The sequence below is a fragment of the Zunongwangia sp. L-65 genome, from assembly GCF_056859415.1.
In genome coordinates this window covers 113,193-130,442 of the sequence record NZ_JBSXOK010000080.1, presented here as the reverse complement: position 1 = coordinate 130,442, position 17,250 = coordinate 113,193, and the positions used below count along the sequence as shown (strand labels likewise).

The following is a 17,250-nucleotide window of genomic DNA, read 5'->3' as shown; positions in this document are numbered from 1 at the left end:
CGGCAGTTTTTTCGTTTTAATCAGATAATTTTATTTCATTCATCATGAAAAAATTCATCTTAATTCTATTTACCTTTATTGTCTCATCATGCAATCTATTAAACACCAATAACTTCAAGAACGACTATAGGTGGAAAAATAGAAAATTTAAAACTTCTCAAAATGCTAGCCTACAGTTCAAACCTAAACTAATTAAAATCTACGATGATGATTCTTATTTTCTCAAAAAATACTTTAAAACAGATTCACAGGAAATAGTCAACAAATTCAATAAAGAATTAGTAAAAGATCTTGAAAAAAGAAATTTCAATTTGTCATCCCAAAATTCAGAATATAAAATTTCAGTAGATACTTTAATTTTTAAAGAAATTGTCAAAAATGAAAATGTATATACCTATAATGAAAGAGAGTTTATAGGTATTTATGAAAGTTATAAGGTAAAATTTAAAATTATTGGTAAAGTAGAATCTAAAGATACCTCAGCTGTCATTGAATCTGATATTAATTTTGAAGCTCAACCACGAGAAGGAATGCTTATCAAAAAATATGTAGCTTACGATAACAAAAATACTAATCTAGACAAAGTATGGAAAAACCTTCTGAACAAATTCAGCTATCGCTGTTACGAATTTATTCAGAAGGAAATCTAATATTCTCTATTTCTTCGGAATATTTTTTAGAATCTCGAGAGTGAAATCCCAAAATTTTTGAGTGGAAGAAATACTTGCTCTCTCGTCTGGAGAATGGGCCCCTTTTATTGTTGGACCAAAAGAGATCATATCCATATCAGGATAATGATTTCCTATAATTCCGCATTCCAACCCTGCATGGCAGGCAGCAATATGAGCCTTTTCACCGTGTTGCTTTTGATAAATTTCATCTAGAACTTTTAAGATCTCGGAAGCTGGATTTGGCGCCCAACCAGGATATTCGCCAGATTGTTTTACTTTAAACTTCGCCAGCTCAAAACTTGCCTGTAAGCTATGCGCGAGATCACTTTTAGTAGATTCTACAGAAGATCTTGTAAGACACTTAATTTTCGCTTTTCCATTAGCTACAACAACATTAGCGATATTATTGGAAGCTTCAACCAAACCTTCAATCTCGGGACTCATTCTATAAACTCCATTGTGGGCAGATGCAATGGCTTTTATTATCTCCATCTGATCTTCAACCTTCATCAACTTTCCATTAATTTCGGCTTCAGAAATACCTATATCCATATTGGGCTCCAAACTGGCGTATTCTTTTTTAATCTCATCGATCCACATCAGCATTTGTTGCACAAAAAAGTTAGTATCCTCTTTATCAACAACTACAAAAGCTTCGCTTTCACGCGGAATGGCATTGCGTAATCCGCCACCCTGTAATTCAGATACTCGTAATCCAAAATCACGATATGCCGTATATAATAATCTAGCCATTAACTTATTGGCATTTGCAAGTCCTTTAATGATATCCATACCAGAATGTCCACCTTGCAATCCTTTCACTACAATTTTATAACCCACGCTATTATCAGGGATATTTTCTTCCTCATATTCGCGTAAAGCCGTAATATCGATACCACCGGCGCAGCCTATTCCAATTTCATCATCCTCTTCGGTATCCAAATTCAGTAAAATGTCCCCATCTAATAACTCTGGAGAAAGACCTTTTGCCCCGGTCATTCCGGTTTCTTCATCTATTGTAAAAAGTGCTTCGATGGCGGGATGTTGGATATCATCACTTTGCAAAATAGCCATAATTGTAGCGACGCCAAGACCATTATCCGCTCCAAGTGTTGTACCTTCAGCTTTTACCCAATCGCCATCTACATACATTTTTATTCCTTGTGTATCAAAATCGAATTTCGTATCGTTATTTTTTTGATGCACCATATCTAAATGGGATTGTAAAACAATGGTTTTTCGATCTTCTAAACCGGTGGTTGCCGGTTTACGTATAACCACATTACCGGTTTCATCCACCTGAGTATCCAGCCCCAAGTTTTCACCAAAGTTTTTAATAAATTCGATTACTCTGTCTTCTTTTTTGGACGCTCTGGGAACTTCGTTTAAATCTGCAAAGTTATGCCAAAGCGCTTTGGGTTGTAAATCCCTTATCTCATCATTCATTTTTATATTTTTTGATGTATTTTCAAAAATAACGCTATTTAACTGAGAATTAAAGACAAGAATTATAATAATATCTTAATTTAGGACTTAAATTAAAAAAGGGGATTCGATCGAATCCCCCTATCAATTTTAAATTAACAATTTATTCAATCTTAATATTAAATATTACGGTGGCCTGAACAAAGTTACCAGGTTCGTACTCGTATACCAGTGCCTGTTGTATAGTATACTTATCTCCTGCAACTGAATGCCCTGGATACTGACCAATTTTAAAATTAAAACTGGTTCCTTCAAATTCGGAATATACCATAGCCGCATCGCCCCAACCAATAAAATCTCCAGATTCATCGAACCAATGACCATAGCCATTTGCTGTAGTTTCAGCAATCAAATCTCCATTACTGTTTACACCATAAAACTGAATAGAATCACCTAACTCATCTAAAATTTGATTAGGCTGCATTAAAAAAGCCTCTGCGAGCTCTTCAGTATTCAAAGAAATAGTTGCTCCGCTATAATTTTCATTATCCACAGGAAAAGAGACATCATAATTTAAAATTATATTGTGAGGTTCACTATCTTCAGGAAGTTCTATAACTCCTAACATATTGGTTTCAGAAAAAGAAACCTTATATGGCCATTGTTCATCATTCGTATTATCATCATCCCATGCATGCGGTTCATATTCAGTTGGAGCACCGGTAACCACTAACCAAAGATGTGTAGTGTTTTCGGGTACAACAAAAGAAGCCGTGGCTTGATTCTGCTGATTCATCTCACCATAAACTCTGGTTCCGTTTTCTTGTAAAGCAACAAAACCATAACGCCAACCAGCTATCGAAGCGTTTACATTATTAAAGCCAGCTGCATTAGGTAGTCCTGTGAAATCAACACTAACTTGGGTATTAGCATCGGGCACGTTTAGCGGAATCACGTTGTAACCTGTAGTTTGAGGAGCATAATCTATGCTTACCATATGGCTGCCATCTGGCTGGGTAGTATATTTATAACGTTGCGCTCCTATATAATCTTCACCAAAATTTCTCAATTCATCGAAATCCCAGGTTACAAATTTTGTAGCCGCTTCATAAATTTCATTATTAAAATCGCTTAGGCTAATCCCGGTTAATCGCATATAGGCTTGCACAGGATCTTCTGGTTCCTGAGCTTCCCGCCACAAACGACCAATAAAATCCTGACCGTGTAAAGAGGTCCAGTAATAATGTATAAAATAACTGGCATATCTATAATCTTCGTGATGAATATGTTTATTATAATTCTGAACATACACATTAAAATCGGCAGCAGTAAAAACCTGTTCTGGATAAGATTGAAAACCCTGCCATTGGGCTGTTTGCTCCCAGAATGTATTTCCTTCATTCCCGCCAAAACCGTATCTAAATCCGTGTCCGTTAGCCAGATCAGCAAACACCTGATACTGAAAGCTGTGACCAATTTCATGAGCGATGGTGTGCCCTACGGGTTGAGCAGTATTGGGACTAATCCATAAAGCACCAATCGTATCATCGTAACCCGCTCCCGTGGCAAGCCATTCATCCTGATAAAAAAGAAAGATCATCATTTTATACTGATCCAAATTAGAATTCCCTGCATTTGGTTCTGCAAAACCTAATTCTCCAATATTCAGGGCATAAAAATCTTCCGCCCGGGTTAAAAGATCATCAATATCAATACGATATTTTGCTGCTGTATTCACTGATCCCGGATCATTATCGCCATATCCACCTCCCCAAAAAACGATAAAATGTTCAGATTCACGGCTGCGAGTATAAGACCATGTACTTTCTGGATCTTCAAAGTCCATATCGCTAAATTCATTAGGAATATAAACTAAAAGTGCTGATTCATCAGCTGATTGGTTCTCCTCAACTTCTTCAGATGGGACATCTTGTGGGTCTTTTCCATCAGCCGTTTCTTCAAAAGATTCCTCCATAGAGCAATTTGTAAGAAATAACGTTAAAACAAAAAATAACCATAGTTTTTTAAGTAATTTCATGAAATAAAATTTTAAGTAGATTATAATTACCACCAATATTATAAAGTAACCTAAATTAAAATTGCTACTATCTTCACCTATACTTCGATTAAATTAACATATAGAGAAAAAGTAGTGTTATATTCCCCGGTTAAAAATCCTATTTTTGAAATTGTGAAAAATAAGTCTCAAATAATTCTGGCTATTTTATTGCCCATTCAAATCATCCTCATCAAATTATTAGCAGGGAATGAATGGCTAATAGAAAGTTGGTATAGTCGCGGGATTTATCCTTACATCTCCAGAATAATGCGGTGGTCACTTGGTATCCTTCCTTTTTCATTTGGAGATCTTTTATATACGATATTGACGGTTTTTATACTCCGATGGTTAGCAAAAAGGATTAAAACACGATTAAAAAAGCCAAAAGAATGGATGCTGGAAATGTTGGCAACACTTTCGATCGTATATTTTTGCTTTCATTTTTTCTGGGGATTTAATTATTACCGTTTTCCCCTTCATCAATCTTTAGATATCGATAATGAATATTCTAAGGAAGAGCTCGTGCTGCTTACAGAAAAACTAATTGAACAATCCAATAAAATTCACCTTGAAATTGTCCAAAATGACACTGTAAAAGTCGACATACCCTATTCGAAAGAAGAAATTTTTGACATTACCGTCCAAGGTTATGACCATATAAAAAAAGATTTTCCCGAATTAACATACGAGGGACGAAGCTTAAAAAGATCGCTTTTTAGTTGGCCTTTAACCTATATGGGATTTAATGGCTATTTAAACCCATTCACAGCAGAAGCTCAGGTTAACACCACTATCTTACCCTTTAAAATTCCCACTACAGCAAGCCATGAAATTGGTCACCAGCTAGGTTTTGCAAAAGAGAACGAAGCCAACTTTATAGCCTGTCTTGTAACGATTAACCATCCCGACCCTTTTTTTAGGTATTGCGGATTCACCTTTGCTCTTCGTTATTGTTTAGCAGAACTATTTAGAAGAGATCAAGAAGTGGGCGAAGCATTAATGAAAAAGCTACATCCCGGAATTTTAAAAAACTACCAGGAAGTTGAAGATTTCTGGCTTCAACATCAAAACCCGCTAGAACCTTTGTTTCAGGCTTTTTACAATCGTTTTCTTATTGTTAATAATCAACAGGATGGTTTACGAAGTTATAGTTATGTGGTTGCTCTTCTCGTTAATTATTATAAAAACACAGAAAATGCATTTTAAAAGCATTAAGATTTTATTAATTTTTTCTTAATTTTCTCCTTTTTATAAATTAAATCACATTTTTAACCAAACCCCTAACATTTATGAAATATAAATTTCTACTATGTTTTTTATTTCTGGGAATTGTTAATTTACCAGCCCAGGAATATTTCCCCACAAACTCGGGAGTTAAAACAACCAACACCAATTACACTGTATTTAAAAATGCAAATATTCATGTAGACCCCACCTCTACTATCGAAAAAGGAATCTTTGCAATTCAAAATGGAAAAATTACTGCAGTTGGTAAATCCATCTCTATTCCTAAAAATAGCGTAATTATCGATCTGGATGGCAAAGACATTTATCCTTCTTTTATCGATCTTTACAGCGAACTGGGAATTAAAAAACCAGAACGTGAATCTGGCTTTGGACGATCGGGACAATATGAAGCAAGCCGTGAAGGTTTTTATTGGAATGATCATATTAGACCGGAGCAAAATGCGGTAGAAAGCTTCAGCTATGATCCTAAAGAAGCGGGTAAATATCATAGTGGCGGATTTGGAGTTGTAAACACGCATATCCCGGATGGTATTATTCGCGGAAGTGGCGTTTTAGTAGCGCTAAACCCTAATGGTACCGAGGGCGATCGAATCTTAAAAGATCGTTCCGCCCAATATTTATCATTCGATAAAAGTGTAAAATCTCAGCAATCTTATCCTTCTTCTGTCATGGGAGCTATGGCTTTGATAAGACAGGTGTACTTAGATGCAAAATGGTATGGAAATGGAAATGCGACTAATAAAGATCTTGCTTTAGAAGCGGTAAACAGCAACCAAAACCTTACCCAAATTTTCACAACAGATAATCTTTTAGACGAGTTAAGAGCTGCTAAAATAGGTAATGAATTTGGTATTGAATACACCATTCTGGGTAGTGGTTTTGAATATGAAAAGTTAGATGAAATTAAAGCATCTGGTGCCACATACATAATCCCTATAAGCTTTCCTGCAGCTTACGATGTTGAAGATCCTTTTATGGCGGAATATTTAAGCCTTGCTGAAATGAAAAGATGGAATCAGGCGCCAGCTAATTTAAAAATGCTTGCAGAAGCCAATGTGCCATTTACCATCACAACAAAAGGCGTGGATCCTGCAAAAGAATTTAAGGAAAACCTGCTAAAAGCAATAGAATACGGACTTTCTAAGGAAGATGCACTTGCCGCATTAACTATAACCCCGGCTAAAATCATTGGCCAGTCTGGAAAACTGGGAGAGATTAAGAAAGGAGCCTTAGCCAACTTCATTATAACCTCTGGCGATTATTTTGAAAAAGATACCAAAATCTTCGAAAATTGGGTTCAGGGAGAAAAAGCCGTTATCAATACAATGAATACGACAGATATTACCGGTAAATACGATCTTGAGCTAGATGGCAAAACCTACACTTTAGATATTTCCGGTTCTGCCGAGAAGCCAAATGCAAAACTCGAAACCAAAGATGTTAAACTGGGTTCCAAGCTAAGTTTTGAAGACAATTGGATGAGTTTGCTAATTTCTTCTCCGGATACTACTAAAACTGAATTCATCAGATTATCGGCCAATGTGCCTTCAGCATCAGATAAGATTAGCGGTAAAGCAATCTTACCAAACGGAGACACTACCGTTTTTACAGCAACCAAACAATCTTCAGCAGCAAAATCAGATAAAGACAAAAAAGAAGAAGAAGAAAGTAAACATCCAGAGGTTTTACCGGTTACTTTTCCTAATGAGGCTTATGGTTTTGAAAAAATGCCAGAAGCCAAAGATATCCTCTTCAAAAATGCCACTGTTTGGACAAATGAAGAACAAGGTATTATGGAAAATGCCGACGTTCTCGTAAAAAAAGGAAAAATCGCTAAAATTGGTAAAGATTTAAGGGCAGGTGGCGCGAGCGTTGTAGATGCCACAGGAAAACATTTAACTTCTGGCATCATAGACGAGCATTCACATATCGCCCTTTCTTCCATTAATGAAGGCGGTCATAATTCTTCGGCTGAAGTTAGTATGGAAGATGTAATAGACCCATCCGACATTGCGCTTTATCGTGATCTTGCAGGTGGTGTAACTACGGCCCAATTACTGCATGGTTCTGCCAACCCTATTGGTGGAAGATCCGCAATCGTACGTTTAAAATGGGGAGCTTCTGCCAATAATATGATTTTCGAGGACTCTCCTAAATTCATAAAATTTGCTTTAGGTGAAAACGTAAAACAATCCAACTGGGGAAGCGGTAATCGTTTTCCGGTAACCAGAATGGGGGTAGAGCAGGTGTTTACAGATTACTTTGGTCGCGCTAAAGAATATATGAAAAATAAAGAAGCAAATCCCGATTCTTATCGTAAGGATATCGAAATGGAAACGCTTGCTGAAATTTTACGTGACGAAAGATTTATTAGCTGCCACTCTTATGTGCAAAGTGAAATCAATATGCTGATGAGTGTTGCTGATAGCATGGATTTCAGGATTAATACTTTTACACATATTCTTGAAGGATATAAACTTGCCGACAAAATGGCTGCACGTAATATAGGTGGCTCTACCTTTTCAGACTGGTGGACGTATAAATATGAAGTCGAAGACGCCATTCCATACAACGCTGCAATTATGAACAGCCAGGGGGTGACAGTTGCTATTAATAGTGATGATGCAGAAATGAGTCGTCGTCTTAATCAGGAAGCAGCTAAAACCATGAAATATGGTGGGGTTTCTGAAGAAGAAGCCTGGAAATTTGTAACCTTAAATCCTGCCAAACTACTTCATATAGACGATAAAGTTGGTAGTATTAAAGAAGGTAAAGATGCCGATTTAGTGCTTTGGAGCGATCATCCATTATCAGTATACGCTAAGCCTGAAAAAACAATGATTGAAGGCGTTGTTTATTTTGATATCGAACGTGATAAAGCGATGAGAGAAAAATTACAAAAACAAAAAAGTGAGCTTATCACGCAAATGCTTCAGGCAAAAAACAAGGGAATGAAAACACAGCCCATTGTTAAGAAAGAGAAAATTGAAGCACACTGTGACACCATGGAAGCAATCCGATAAAAATTCAGGAAATGAAATTATTTAATATCACATATATACTTGCATTTATTTCTGTTTTAGGATTAAATGCACAACAAATGCCAGCTGCCAAGCAATCTGAAGCCGTTAGCATCTTAGGTGCAACCGCACATATAGGCAATGGCGAAATTATAGAAAATAGCCTTATTATTTTTGAAGATGGAAAAATCACTAAAGTTGGTGACGCAGCTGTAGCGGCTTCTCAAGCCAAAGGCGAAATTATTAATGCGCAAGGGAAACATATTTATCCAGGGTTTATAGCTCCTAATGCTACGCTAGGTCTGGTGGAGATCGATGCCGTTAGAGCTACAGACGATGAAGATGAAATTGGTGAAATGCTGCCACATATTCGTAGCCTGATCGCTTATAATGCAGAAAGCCAGGTTACTGAAACAATGCGGCCAAACGGAGTTTTACTAGGGCAGATCGCACCAAGAGGCGGATTTATTTCTGGTACTTCATCTATCGTACAGTTTGATGCCTGGAACTGGGAAGATGCCGCTGTTAAAACAGACGATGGTTTGCATATTAACTGGCCAAACAGTGTTCGCCGCGGTCGCTGGTGGATGGGCGAAGATCCCGGGATAAAACCTAGTAAAGAATATCAGGAAAATATCATAAAATTGAAAAGCTTTTTTGCTGAAGCTAAAGCCTACCTGGCAGGAGATAGAAAAGAAAGCAACCTTCCTTATCTTGCGATGGAAAGCGTTTTTAACGGTGATAAAAAAGTATATATTCATGTAAATGGAGAAAAAGAAATACTTGATGTTATTCAATTTAAAAAAGATGAAAAACTGCATGATCTTGTGATTGTTGGTGCCTATAACGCATTAAAAGTTGCAGATGAACTTAAAGCTAATAACATTGGGGTTTTAACAGGTAGACCACATAGCTTACCAAATCAGGATGATGACGATTATGATTTACCCTACAAATTAGCAGCCGAATTATCAAAAAAAGGGATTCTTGTAGGGATTGAAGGCAGCGGTAGCATGGAGCGCATGAATTCCAGGAACTTACCTTTTTATGCCGGTACGGCAGTGGCTTACGGTCTTGACAAAGAAGAGGCTTTAAAACTAATCACCAGTAACACCGCTAAAATCCTTGGAATAGACGAGTTTGCCGGTACATTAGAAGAAGGTAAGGACGCTACACTTTTTATTAGTGAAGGCGATGCCTTGGATATGAGGACCAATATTCTTACTGATGCTTTTATTCAGGGAAGAAAAATTAGTCTTGATACCAGACAAACCAAACTTTGGAAGCGTTATATGGAAAAATATGAAAGACAGGAAGCAGAAGAATAACCTGTAAAACTACCATTAAATTCAAACAAAAGCTGCTCAACATTGGGCAGCTTTTTTTAGTATTTTTGCATTTATGAATACAATAATTTCCAGCACTCAAAATAAACGCATTAAACACCTATTACAGCTTCAGGATAAATCCAGAAATCGTAGAAAAGAAAGTCAATTTGTAGTTGAAGGTCTACGGGAAACCGGTCTGGCACTTCAGGGAGGTTTTAAACTCCTGGAAGTCTATTTTTGTCCGGATTTTTTTTCTGAAAATGAATTTAAATCAATCCCCGATTTTGAACATGCTGACGCCGAAATTATCGAGATATCTTCGGAAGTATATCAAAAACTGGCCTATCGCACAAGCACCGAAGGTGTAATTACGGTATTTGCTTCAAAAGAAAACGCTCTGCAAAAGCTGAATTTTAGCCATAATAATCCGCTTATTTTAGTAGCTGAAGCCCCTGAAAAACCTGGAAATATTGGAGCGCTACTTAGGACCGCTGATGCGGCGAATGTTGATGCGGTTTTAATTGCTAATCCAAAAACCGATCTGTACAATCCCAATATTATTCGATCTAGTGTAGGTTGTGTTTTCACCAATAAGATCGCTATAGGAACCACTGCTGAAATTATCAAATTTCTTCAACACAAAAATATTGCTATTTATGCCGCTGCTTTACAGGCTTCAGAAATTTATACTGAAATAGATTTTACAAAAGCATCGGCCATTGTTGTAGGCACTGAAGCAACCGGACTTAACCAGGAATGGCGGGAGGCAGCAACACAAAATATTATTATCCCGATGAACGGAGCCATTGATAGTATGAACGTTTCTGTGGCTGCCGGAATTCTTATTTTCGAGGCAAAAAGACAACGATCATTTTCGTAGATTCGGCATTTAATTTGTTATTCAATTTTAAAAACTCTCAATTTGAATCCTGAAACTTTATTTTACATTATTGTCGTGCTCATTTTAGCCGACTTTATTTTCGATAAAATATTGGATACCCTAAATGCGCGTCATTTTGATGACCCAATTCCAGCCGAATTGTCTGATGTTTACGACCGGGACGAGTACGAAAAATCACAACGCTATAAAAAAGAAAACTATAAATTTGGAATTTTAACTTCTGGTTTTTCGCTTGTTTTAACTTTAGGCTTTCTATTTCTGGACGGTTTTGAATGGGTAGACAATATCGCCAGGGGATTTTCGGATAATGAAACTATAATTTCCCTTATTTTCTTTGGAATTATTATGATTGGAAGCGATATCCTTACCACGCCTTTCTCCTACTACGCTACTTTTGTAATCGAAGAAAAATATGGTTTTAATAAAACTTCAAAATCTACTTTTTTTGTGGATAAATTAAAAGGATGGCTATTAATGTTACTTCTTGGTGGTAGCATCTTGGCCCTTATCGTTTGGTTTTATCAATTTGCCGGATCAGATTTTTGGTGGTATGCCTGGATATTAGTTGCTGTTTTTTCCATATTTCTAAATATGTTTTATGCGAAACTTATTGTACCATTGTTTAATAAGCAAAGTCCACTTGAAGATGGTTCATTAAGAACCAAAATCGAAAACTATGCTAAAAGTGTTGGTTTTAAATTAGATAATATTTTTATTATCGATGGCTCTAAAAGAAGTACCAAAGCCAATGCTTATTTCTCTGGTTTCGGAACTGAAAAAAGGATTACGCTTTTCGATACCTTGGTGAATGATTTAGAAGAAGAGGAAATTGTTGCGGTACTTGCACACGAAGTTGGGCATTATAAAAGAAAACATATCATCTTCAATTTGGTAGCTTCTGTTTTAACGACCGGTTTCACACTCTGGCTACTAAGTTTATTTATAGGTAATCCATTATTATCACAAGCTTTAGGCGTAGAAATACCAAGCTTTCACATTGGTTTGATCGCCTTCGGAATTTTGTATAGTCCCATTTCAGAAATAACGGGACTAATGATGAACCTGATCTCCAGAAAATTTGAGTATCAGGCAGATAATTACGCAAAAGAAACCTACAACGCCAAAGATTTAATTAGCAGTTTAAAGAAACTCAGCAAAAACAGTTTAAGTAATCTAACGCCACATAAAACTTATGTCTTCTGGCATTATTCACATCCCAGCCTTTTACAGCGCTACCGGAATTTGATGAATTAAGTAAGAAAAGGGGATTTTGGCGAGAAAAGAATTGCAGAACGAGGTTTTAGAATATAGCGAAAAGAAAAAAAGAGAAGAGAAGAGAAATAACATGCTACAGGCAGAAAGCAGGATGAAATTAATTTTAAATGGCTATACATTGTAAACCGCAAAGTGTAACTGTATATAGAAAAAAAGACTTCTGCATTTCACTTAGGACAAAACTTTAAACCTTAAACTTTTCAACTTTGAACGCTACGGTCATCTAGACAATCCAGATAGTTATCGGGAGGGATGTTTTTTAATTTGAAAGTTAAAAGTTAGTTCGATGGCTGTTATAGTTGTAAAAAAATTTTTTGAATTTACCGGAAGCTAAAGTATTAATAATCATCGCTAACTGATTACTGATAAGTGCTAATTGCAATGTGGTTATTGCTAATTGATTTTTGTTTATGTATTTTTAAAATATGACAGAGGCAGCTATAGAAAAGGAAAATAAAGAAATCGCACAGCAGTACAAAGAACTGCTAAGGATTAGCTATCAAACCTTAACCGATGAGGACAAGAAACTCATCCGATCGGCGTTTGATACCGCTGTTGATGCACATAAAGATCAGCGTCGAAAATCTGGTGAAGCGTATATTTTTCACCCCATTGCAGTGGCAAAAATCGTAGCTTCGGAAATTGGTCTGGATGCTACATCTATCGCTGCTGCCCTACTCCATGATGTGGTTGAAGATACCTCTTACACCCTCGATGACCTGGAAAGAATGTTTGGGGAAACCGTTGCTAAAATCGTAGACGGGCTTACAAAGATTTCAAGTCTAAAAAAAGATAAGGATGTTTCTCTACAGGCCGAGAATTTCAGAAAAATGCTCCTTACGCTAAATGATGATATTCGGGTAATTATTATCAAAATTGCAGATCGCTTGCATAATATGCAAACCATGGATGCCATGCGCAGGGATAAGCAGTTAAAAATCGCTTCAGAAACACTTTATATATATGCTCCGTTAGCGCATAGAATCGGATTATACAACGTAAAAACCGAACTTGAAGACTTAGGGTTAAAATATACCGAACCTGAAGTTTACCAGGATATTTTAACCAAAATTAAAGAAAGTAAAGAAGAACAGGATGCTTATATCAATGAGTTTTCTAAAATCATTCAGGATTCTCTAGATAAGGAAAACCTAAATTACGAAATAAAAGGGCGACCAAAATCCATTTTTTCGATACGTCGCAAAATGAATGCGCAAAACATCAGTTTTGACGAAGTTTACGACAAATTTGCGATTCGTATTATCTATAAAAGCGATCAGGCCAACGAAAAATTCCTGGCCTGGAAAATCTACTCTGTAGTAACCGATCATTTTAGACCCAACCCCACCCGTTTGCGTGATTGGATCTCTTCGCCCAAATCTACGGGATACGAAGCCTTGCACATTACCGTAATGGGACCAAAAGGTCGTTGGGTAGAAGTGCAAATTCGTAGTGAGCGAATGCACGAAATTGCCGAAAAAGGTTATGCAGCACATTATAAATACAAAAATGCCGACGAAAAGGAAGAACAGGGTATCGAAGAATGGTTAAACCGGCTGCAGGAAGTTCTAGAAAACCCTACGGTAAATGCCGTGGATTTTGTAGAACAATTTAAACTGAACTTATATTCTAAAGAAATATTTGTGTTCACACCTCAAGGAGATTTAAAATCTCTGCCAAAAGGTTCTACACCACTCGATTTTGCCTTTAGTATTCATACAGAAATTGGTACACACACCCGTGGAGCACGAGTAAATAACAAATTGGTTCCGCTAAGTCATGTTTTAAAAAGTGGTGATCAAGTAGAGATCATTACCTCAGATAGCGCTAAACCAAACATCAACTGGTTGGATTATGCCAATACCGCAAGGGCCAGGGCTAAAATAAAATCTTCTTTAAAAGACGAGAAAAAGCAAATTGCGGAAGAAGGAAAAGCTGTTTTAACAAGGAAGCTCAGAGCGCAAAAAATTCCTTTTAGCGAAAAAACGGTAAATGAGCTGGTAGCCCATTTTCATTTAAAAACAAGTCTGGATTTGTTTTATCGTGTGGGTATTGGAAAAATAGATAACCAGGCACTAAAAGAATTCGCAGCCTCCCGAAGCAATGCGCTGGTGAGTTACATTAAACGAAAAATAAGCAAAAAACCAGAAGTTAACCACGATCTTAATAAAGATGAAATTACCGCAAATTATGACCAGTTAGTTTTTGGAAAGGAAGAAGACGAGTTGGGCTATAAACTGGCTAATTGCTGCAACCCTATTCCGGGAGATGATGTTTTTGGCTTTGTAACTGTAAATGAAGGAATAAAGGTACATAAGATAGATTGCCCCAATGCTATACAATTACAAAGCAATTATGCTTATCGTATTATTCAGGCTAAATGGGTAGATAGCTCTCAGCAAGATTTTAAAGCTGTCATTAAACTAAATGGAATAGATAATATTGGTCTTGTTAGCGATGTTACCCGTGAAATATCGAGTAATATGCATGTTAATATGAAGAATATCAATTTTGAGAGTGACGACGGAATTTTTAGTGGGCGTATTACCGTGGTCGTTAAAAACAATGATATTTTGACAAAAATTATAAACAGACTGAAAAAAATTAACGGGATAGATAAGGTTACCCGTGAATAATCGCATACCTTTGTGCGGCAGTAAAAAATTATGAGTAAAAAAGTTGTAAATAAGAACGACCAGGCAGTAGTTAAAAACGTATTTACCAAGTTTTTGGAAGATAAAGGGCACCGAAAAACCCCTGAACGTTTTGCTATTTTACAGGAAATCTATGATAATGATGAGCATTTTGATATTGAATCTTTATATATCAAAATGAAAAATAAAAAGTATCGTGTTAGTCGTGCTACATTATACAATACCATCGAGTTATTATTAGAATGTGGACTGGTACGTAAACATCAATTTGGGCAAAATCAGGCGCAATATGAAAAATCCTATTTCGACAGACAGCACGACCACATCATTCTTACCGATACTGGCGAAGTGATCGAGTTTTGCGATCCAAGAATTCAATCCATTAAACAAACCATAGAAGAAGTGTTTGATATCAAAATAGACAAACATTCTTTATATTTTTACGGCATTAAAAAATCAACTAATTAAGTATAATTTTCATGGCGGTAGATTTACTACTCGGGCTTCAATGGGGAGACGAAGGCAAAGGAAAAATTGTTGACGTATTCACCACTAAATATGATATTATTGCTCGTTTTCAGGGCGGTCCCAATGCAGGACATACTTTAGAATTCGACGGGCAAAAACACGTATTACACACCATCCCTTCGGGAATTTTTCACGAAAACACCGTAAACCTTGTGGGTAACGGAGTAGTGATCGATCCTGTAATTTTTAAAAGAGAACTAGATAATCTGGCAAAACATAATGTAGATTATAAAAGCCGATTATTAATTTCAAGAAAAGCACATTTAATATTACCTACACATCGATTATTAGATGCAGCTTCTGAAGCTTCTAAAGGTAAAGCCAAAATAGGTTCTACCCTTAAAGGAATTGGTCCTACTTATATGGACAAAACCGGAAGAAACGGAATTAGAGTAGGTGATTTAGAATTAGACGACTGGAAAGAACGCTACCAAAACCTTGCAGATAAGCATGTAAAAATGATCGATTTTTACGATGCAGATGTACAATATGATCTTAGCGAATTAGAGAAAGAATTTTTTGAAGCGGTTAAAACCTTAAAATCACTTCAGTTTATCGATAGTGAAGAATACTTACAACAAGCCCAGGCTAGCGGTAAAACTATTCTAGCTGAAGGTGCACAGGGATCTCTTTTAGACATTGATTTTGGCACTTATCCGTTTGTTACTTCTTCAAATACTACAGCTGCCGGAGCCTGTACTGGACTTGGCGTTTCTCCAAGACAAATTGGTGAAGCTTTTGGTATTTTTAAAGCTTATACAACCCGTGTTGGTAGTGGCCCGTTCCCTACCGAACTTTTTGACGAAGTTGGAGAAACAATGGGACGAGTTGGTAACGAATTTGGAGCAACTACAGGGAGACCCAGAAGATGTGGCTGGCTTGATCTAGTAGCACTTAAATATGCCGTACAGGTTAATGGGATTACCCAGCTTATCATGATGAAAGGTGATGTTTTAAGTGGTTTTGATACTTTAAAGGTTTGTACCTCTTATAAATATCGCGGAGAAGAAATAAAACATCTTCCTTACAATATTGAAGAGCAAAATGTATCTCCGGTTTATACCGAACTAAAAGGATGGTCGGCAGATCTTACCGGAATGACAGAAGCTTCGCAACTTCCAAAAGAGTTTAATGATTATGTAGCCTTTTTGGAAAAAGAACTGAATGTACCAATTTCTGTAGTCTCCGTAGGTCCTGATAGAACCCAGACAATTACAAGAAAATAGATCAATATTTTATCGATTTTGATATAAAAAAAAGGCTGTTTTTCAACAGCCTTTTTTCGTACACTTATAAGTAAAACCAATTTAATTAATTATCATTGGTTACGATGAAATTAGTGGCAATAGCATTTACTTCATCCATAGTTAAAGGCTCATCAAAAGCTTCAGTAACTGCATCGTTGCCTCCTAATGCACTAAAATCTACACTAGAAAGATCAAATCCTCCAATAGTTAGATTTTCTTCACCTGCGTAAATTGCATTAAAAGCATCAGGTAAAGTATTATTGTTTTGGGTTATCCATCCTTTTTCACCTCTCATCCTTCTTACCTGAGAAGCATGACGAGCTTCTATAGAATGAATTTGAAGTGCATACGTCAATAAATCATTATTATCGATTAATGCCCCGGCCTGTCCTTTATAAGCTCTTACTCCAGTATCTTCAAATCCTTGAGCTAAAGCCATAAATGTTGCATAATTGCTAAACGTATCTAAGTTAAGTCCTTTTCCTGTAAAATCAAATTCTGGCTCTGCGATGGCATCATCTCCAAGAGCTGCAACAAGAAAATCAACATGGTCACTTTCATGCTCTGCAATTAAACCAAAAACATCTCTATCTTCTTCCGGAATTAATCCATCGGTATCCAGCCCCATTTGATAGAAATTTCTTTCTAAATATTCTAAAGTTAAAGCAAAATTAAGTACATCTGTTGGAGACGCCTGAAAAGCAGCTGCAGCCATATTCATTGTAGCTGCTTTTGTTTTATTGCTTGTCGCTGCTAAACCAAATGGAATAGAAGCTAAAGCAGCTCCTTTTCCAAAGTTCTTCATTTTTTTAAACGAATCTTTTCTTGAGGTCTTTGCATTTAAAACCTCCTCGTTAGATAACTTATCTAATAATTTTATAAAACTCATAATTT

The 17,250-nt window shown here is 36.5% G+C and carries 12 protein-coding genes; 9 read left to right on the top strand and 3 right to left on the bottom strand.

The features are described from left to right. Positions 1-44 precede the first annotated feature (44 nt). Complete coding sequence (locus AC13DP_RS20040; protein WP_483068361.1) at positions 45-650, top strand: hypothetical protein; 606 nt, start codon at positions 45-47, stop codon at positions 648-650. A 6-nt stretch (positions 651-656) separates the two neighbouring features. Here AC13DP_RS20040 and AC13DP_RS20035 read toward each other — a convergent pair whose 3' ends face one another. After that, positions 657-2,117 carry an aminoacyl-histidine dipeptidase gene (locus AC13DP_RS20035; protein ID WP_272959614.1) on the bottom strand — a complete coding sequence of 487 codons (1,461 nt, stop codon included), beginning with the start codon at positions 2,115-2,117 and terminating at the stop codon, positions 657-659. Between the two features lie 142 nt (positions 2,118-2,259). Further along, the gene (locus AC13DP_RS20030; RefSeq protein ID WP_483068360.1) at positions 2,260-4,134 is read right to left on the bottom strand and encodes a DUF6055 domain-containing protein; all 1,875 of its coding nucleotides are present in this window, start codon (positions 4,132-4,134) and stop codon (positions 2,260-2,262) included. A 153-nt stretch (positions 4,135-4,287) separates the two neighbouring features. Between AC13DP_RS20030 and AC13DP_RS20025 the strand changes: the two genes are divergently transcribed. The 8 genes from AC13DP_RS20025 (at position 4,288) to AC13DP_RS19990 (ending at position 16,335) form a co-directional block, all read left to right on the top strand. Continuing rightward, positions 4,288-5,361: a DUF3810 domain-containing protein gene (locus AC13DP_RS20025; protein ID WP_339813592.1), complete on the top strand. Its 1,074-nt coding sequence runs from the start codon at positions 4,288-4,290 to the stop codon at positions 5,359-5,361. A gap of 83 nt (positions 5,362-5,444) precedes the next feature. Next, positions 5,445-8,426, top strand: a complete 2,982-nt coding sequence (locus tag AC13DP_RS20020) for an amidohydrolase family protein (protein ID WP_483068359.1) — start codon at positions 5,445-5,447, stop codon at positions 8,424-8,426. Between the two features lie 11 nt (positions 8,427-8,437). Then, positions 8,438-9,751: an amidohydrolase family protein gene (locus tag AC13DP_RS20015; RefSeq protein ID WP_483068358.1), complete on the top strand. Its 1,314-nt coding sequence runs from the start codon at positions 8,438-8,440 to the stop codon at positions 9,749-9,751. Positions 9,752-9,824: 73 nt separating this feature from the next. Further along, complete coding sequence (locus AC13DP_RS20010) at positions 9,825-10,631, top strand: TrmH family RNA methyltransferase (protein WP_228252467.1); 807 nt, start codon at positions 9,825-9,827, stop codon at positions 10,629-10,631. A gap of 42 nt (positions 10,632-10,673) precedes the next feature. Beyond that, positions 10,674-11,906, top strand: coding sequence for a M48 family metallopeptidase (locus tag AC13DP_RS20005; protein ID WP_347406830.1), 1,233 nt, complete (start codon positions 10,674-10,676; stop codon positions 11,904-11,906). A gap of 446 nt (positions 11,907-12,352) precedes the next feature. After that, positions 12,353-14,563 (top strand): RelA/SpoT family protein, encoded by a 2,211-nt coding sequence (locus AC13DP_RS20000; protein ID WP_013071153.1) that lies wholly within the window; start codon positions 12,353-12,355, stop codon positions 14,561-14,563. A 30-nt stretch (positions 14,564-14,593) separates the two neighbouring features. Then, positions 14,594-15,049 (top strand): Fur family transcriptional regulator, encoded by a 456-nt coding sequence (locus AC13DP_RS19995; protein WP_013071152.1) that lies wholly within the window; start codon positions 14,594-14,596, stop codon positions 15,047-15,049. Positions 15,050-15,060: 11 nt separating this feature from the next. Next, complete coding sequence (locus tag AC13DP_RS19990; protein WP_347406828.1) at positions 15,061-16,335, top strand: adenylosuccinate synthase; 1,275 nt, start codon at positions 15,061-15,063, stop codon at positions 16,333-16,335. Positions 16,336-16,420: 85 nt separating this feature from the next. Here AC13DP_RS19990 and AC13DP_RS19985 read toward each other — a convergent pair whose 3' ends face one another. After that, positions 16,421-17,245 carry a ferritin-like domain-containing protein gene (locus AC13DP_RS19985; RefSeq protein ID WP_483068357.1) on the bottom strand — a complete coding sequence of 275 codons (825 nt, stop codon included), beginning with the start codon at positions 17,243-17,245 and terminating at the stop codon, positions 16,421-16,423. Positions 17,246-17,250: the final 5 nt, after the last annotated feature.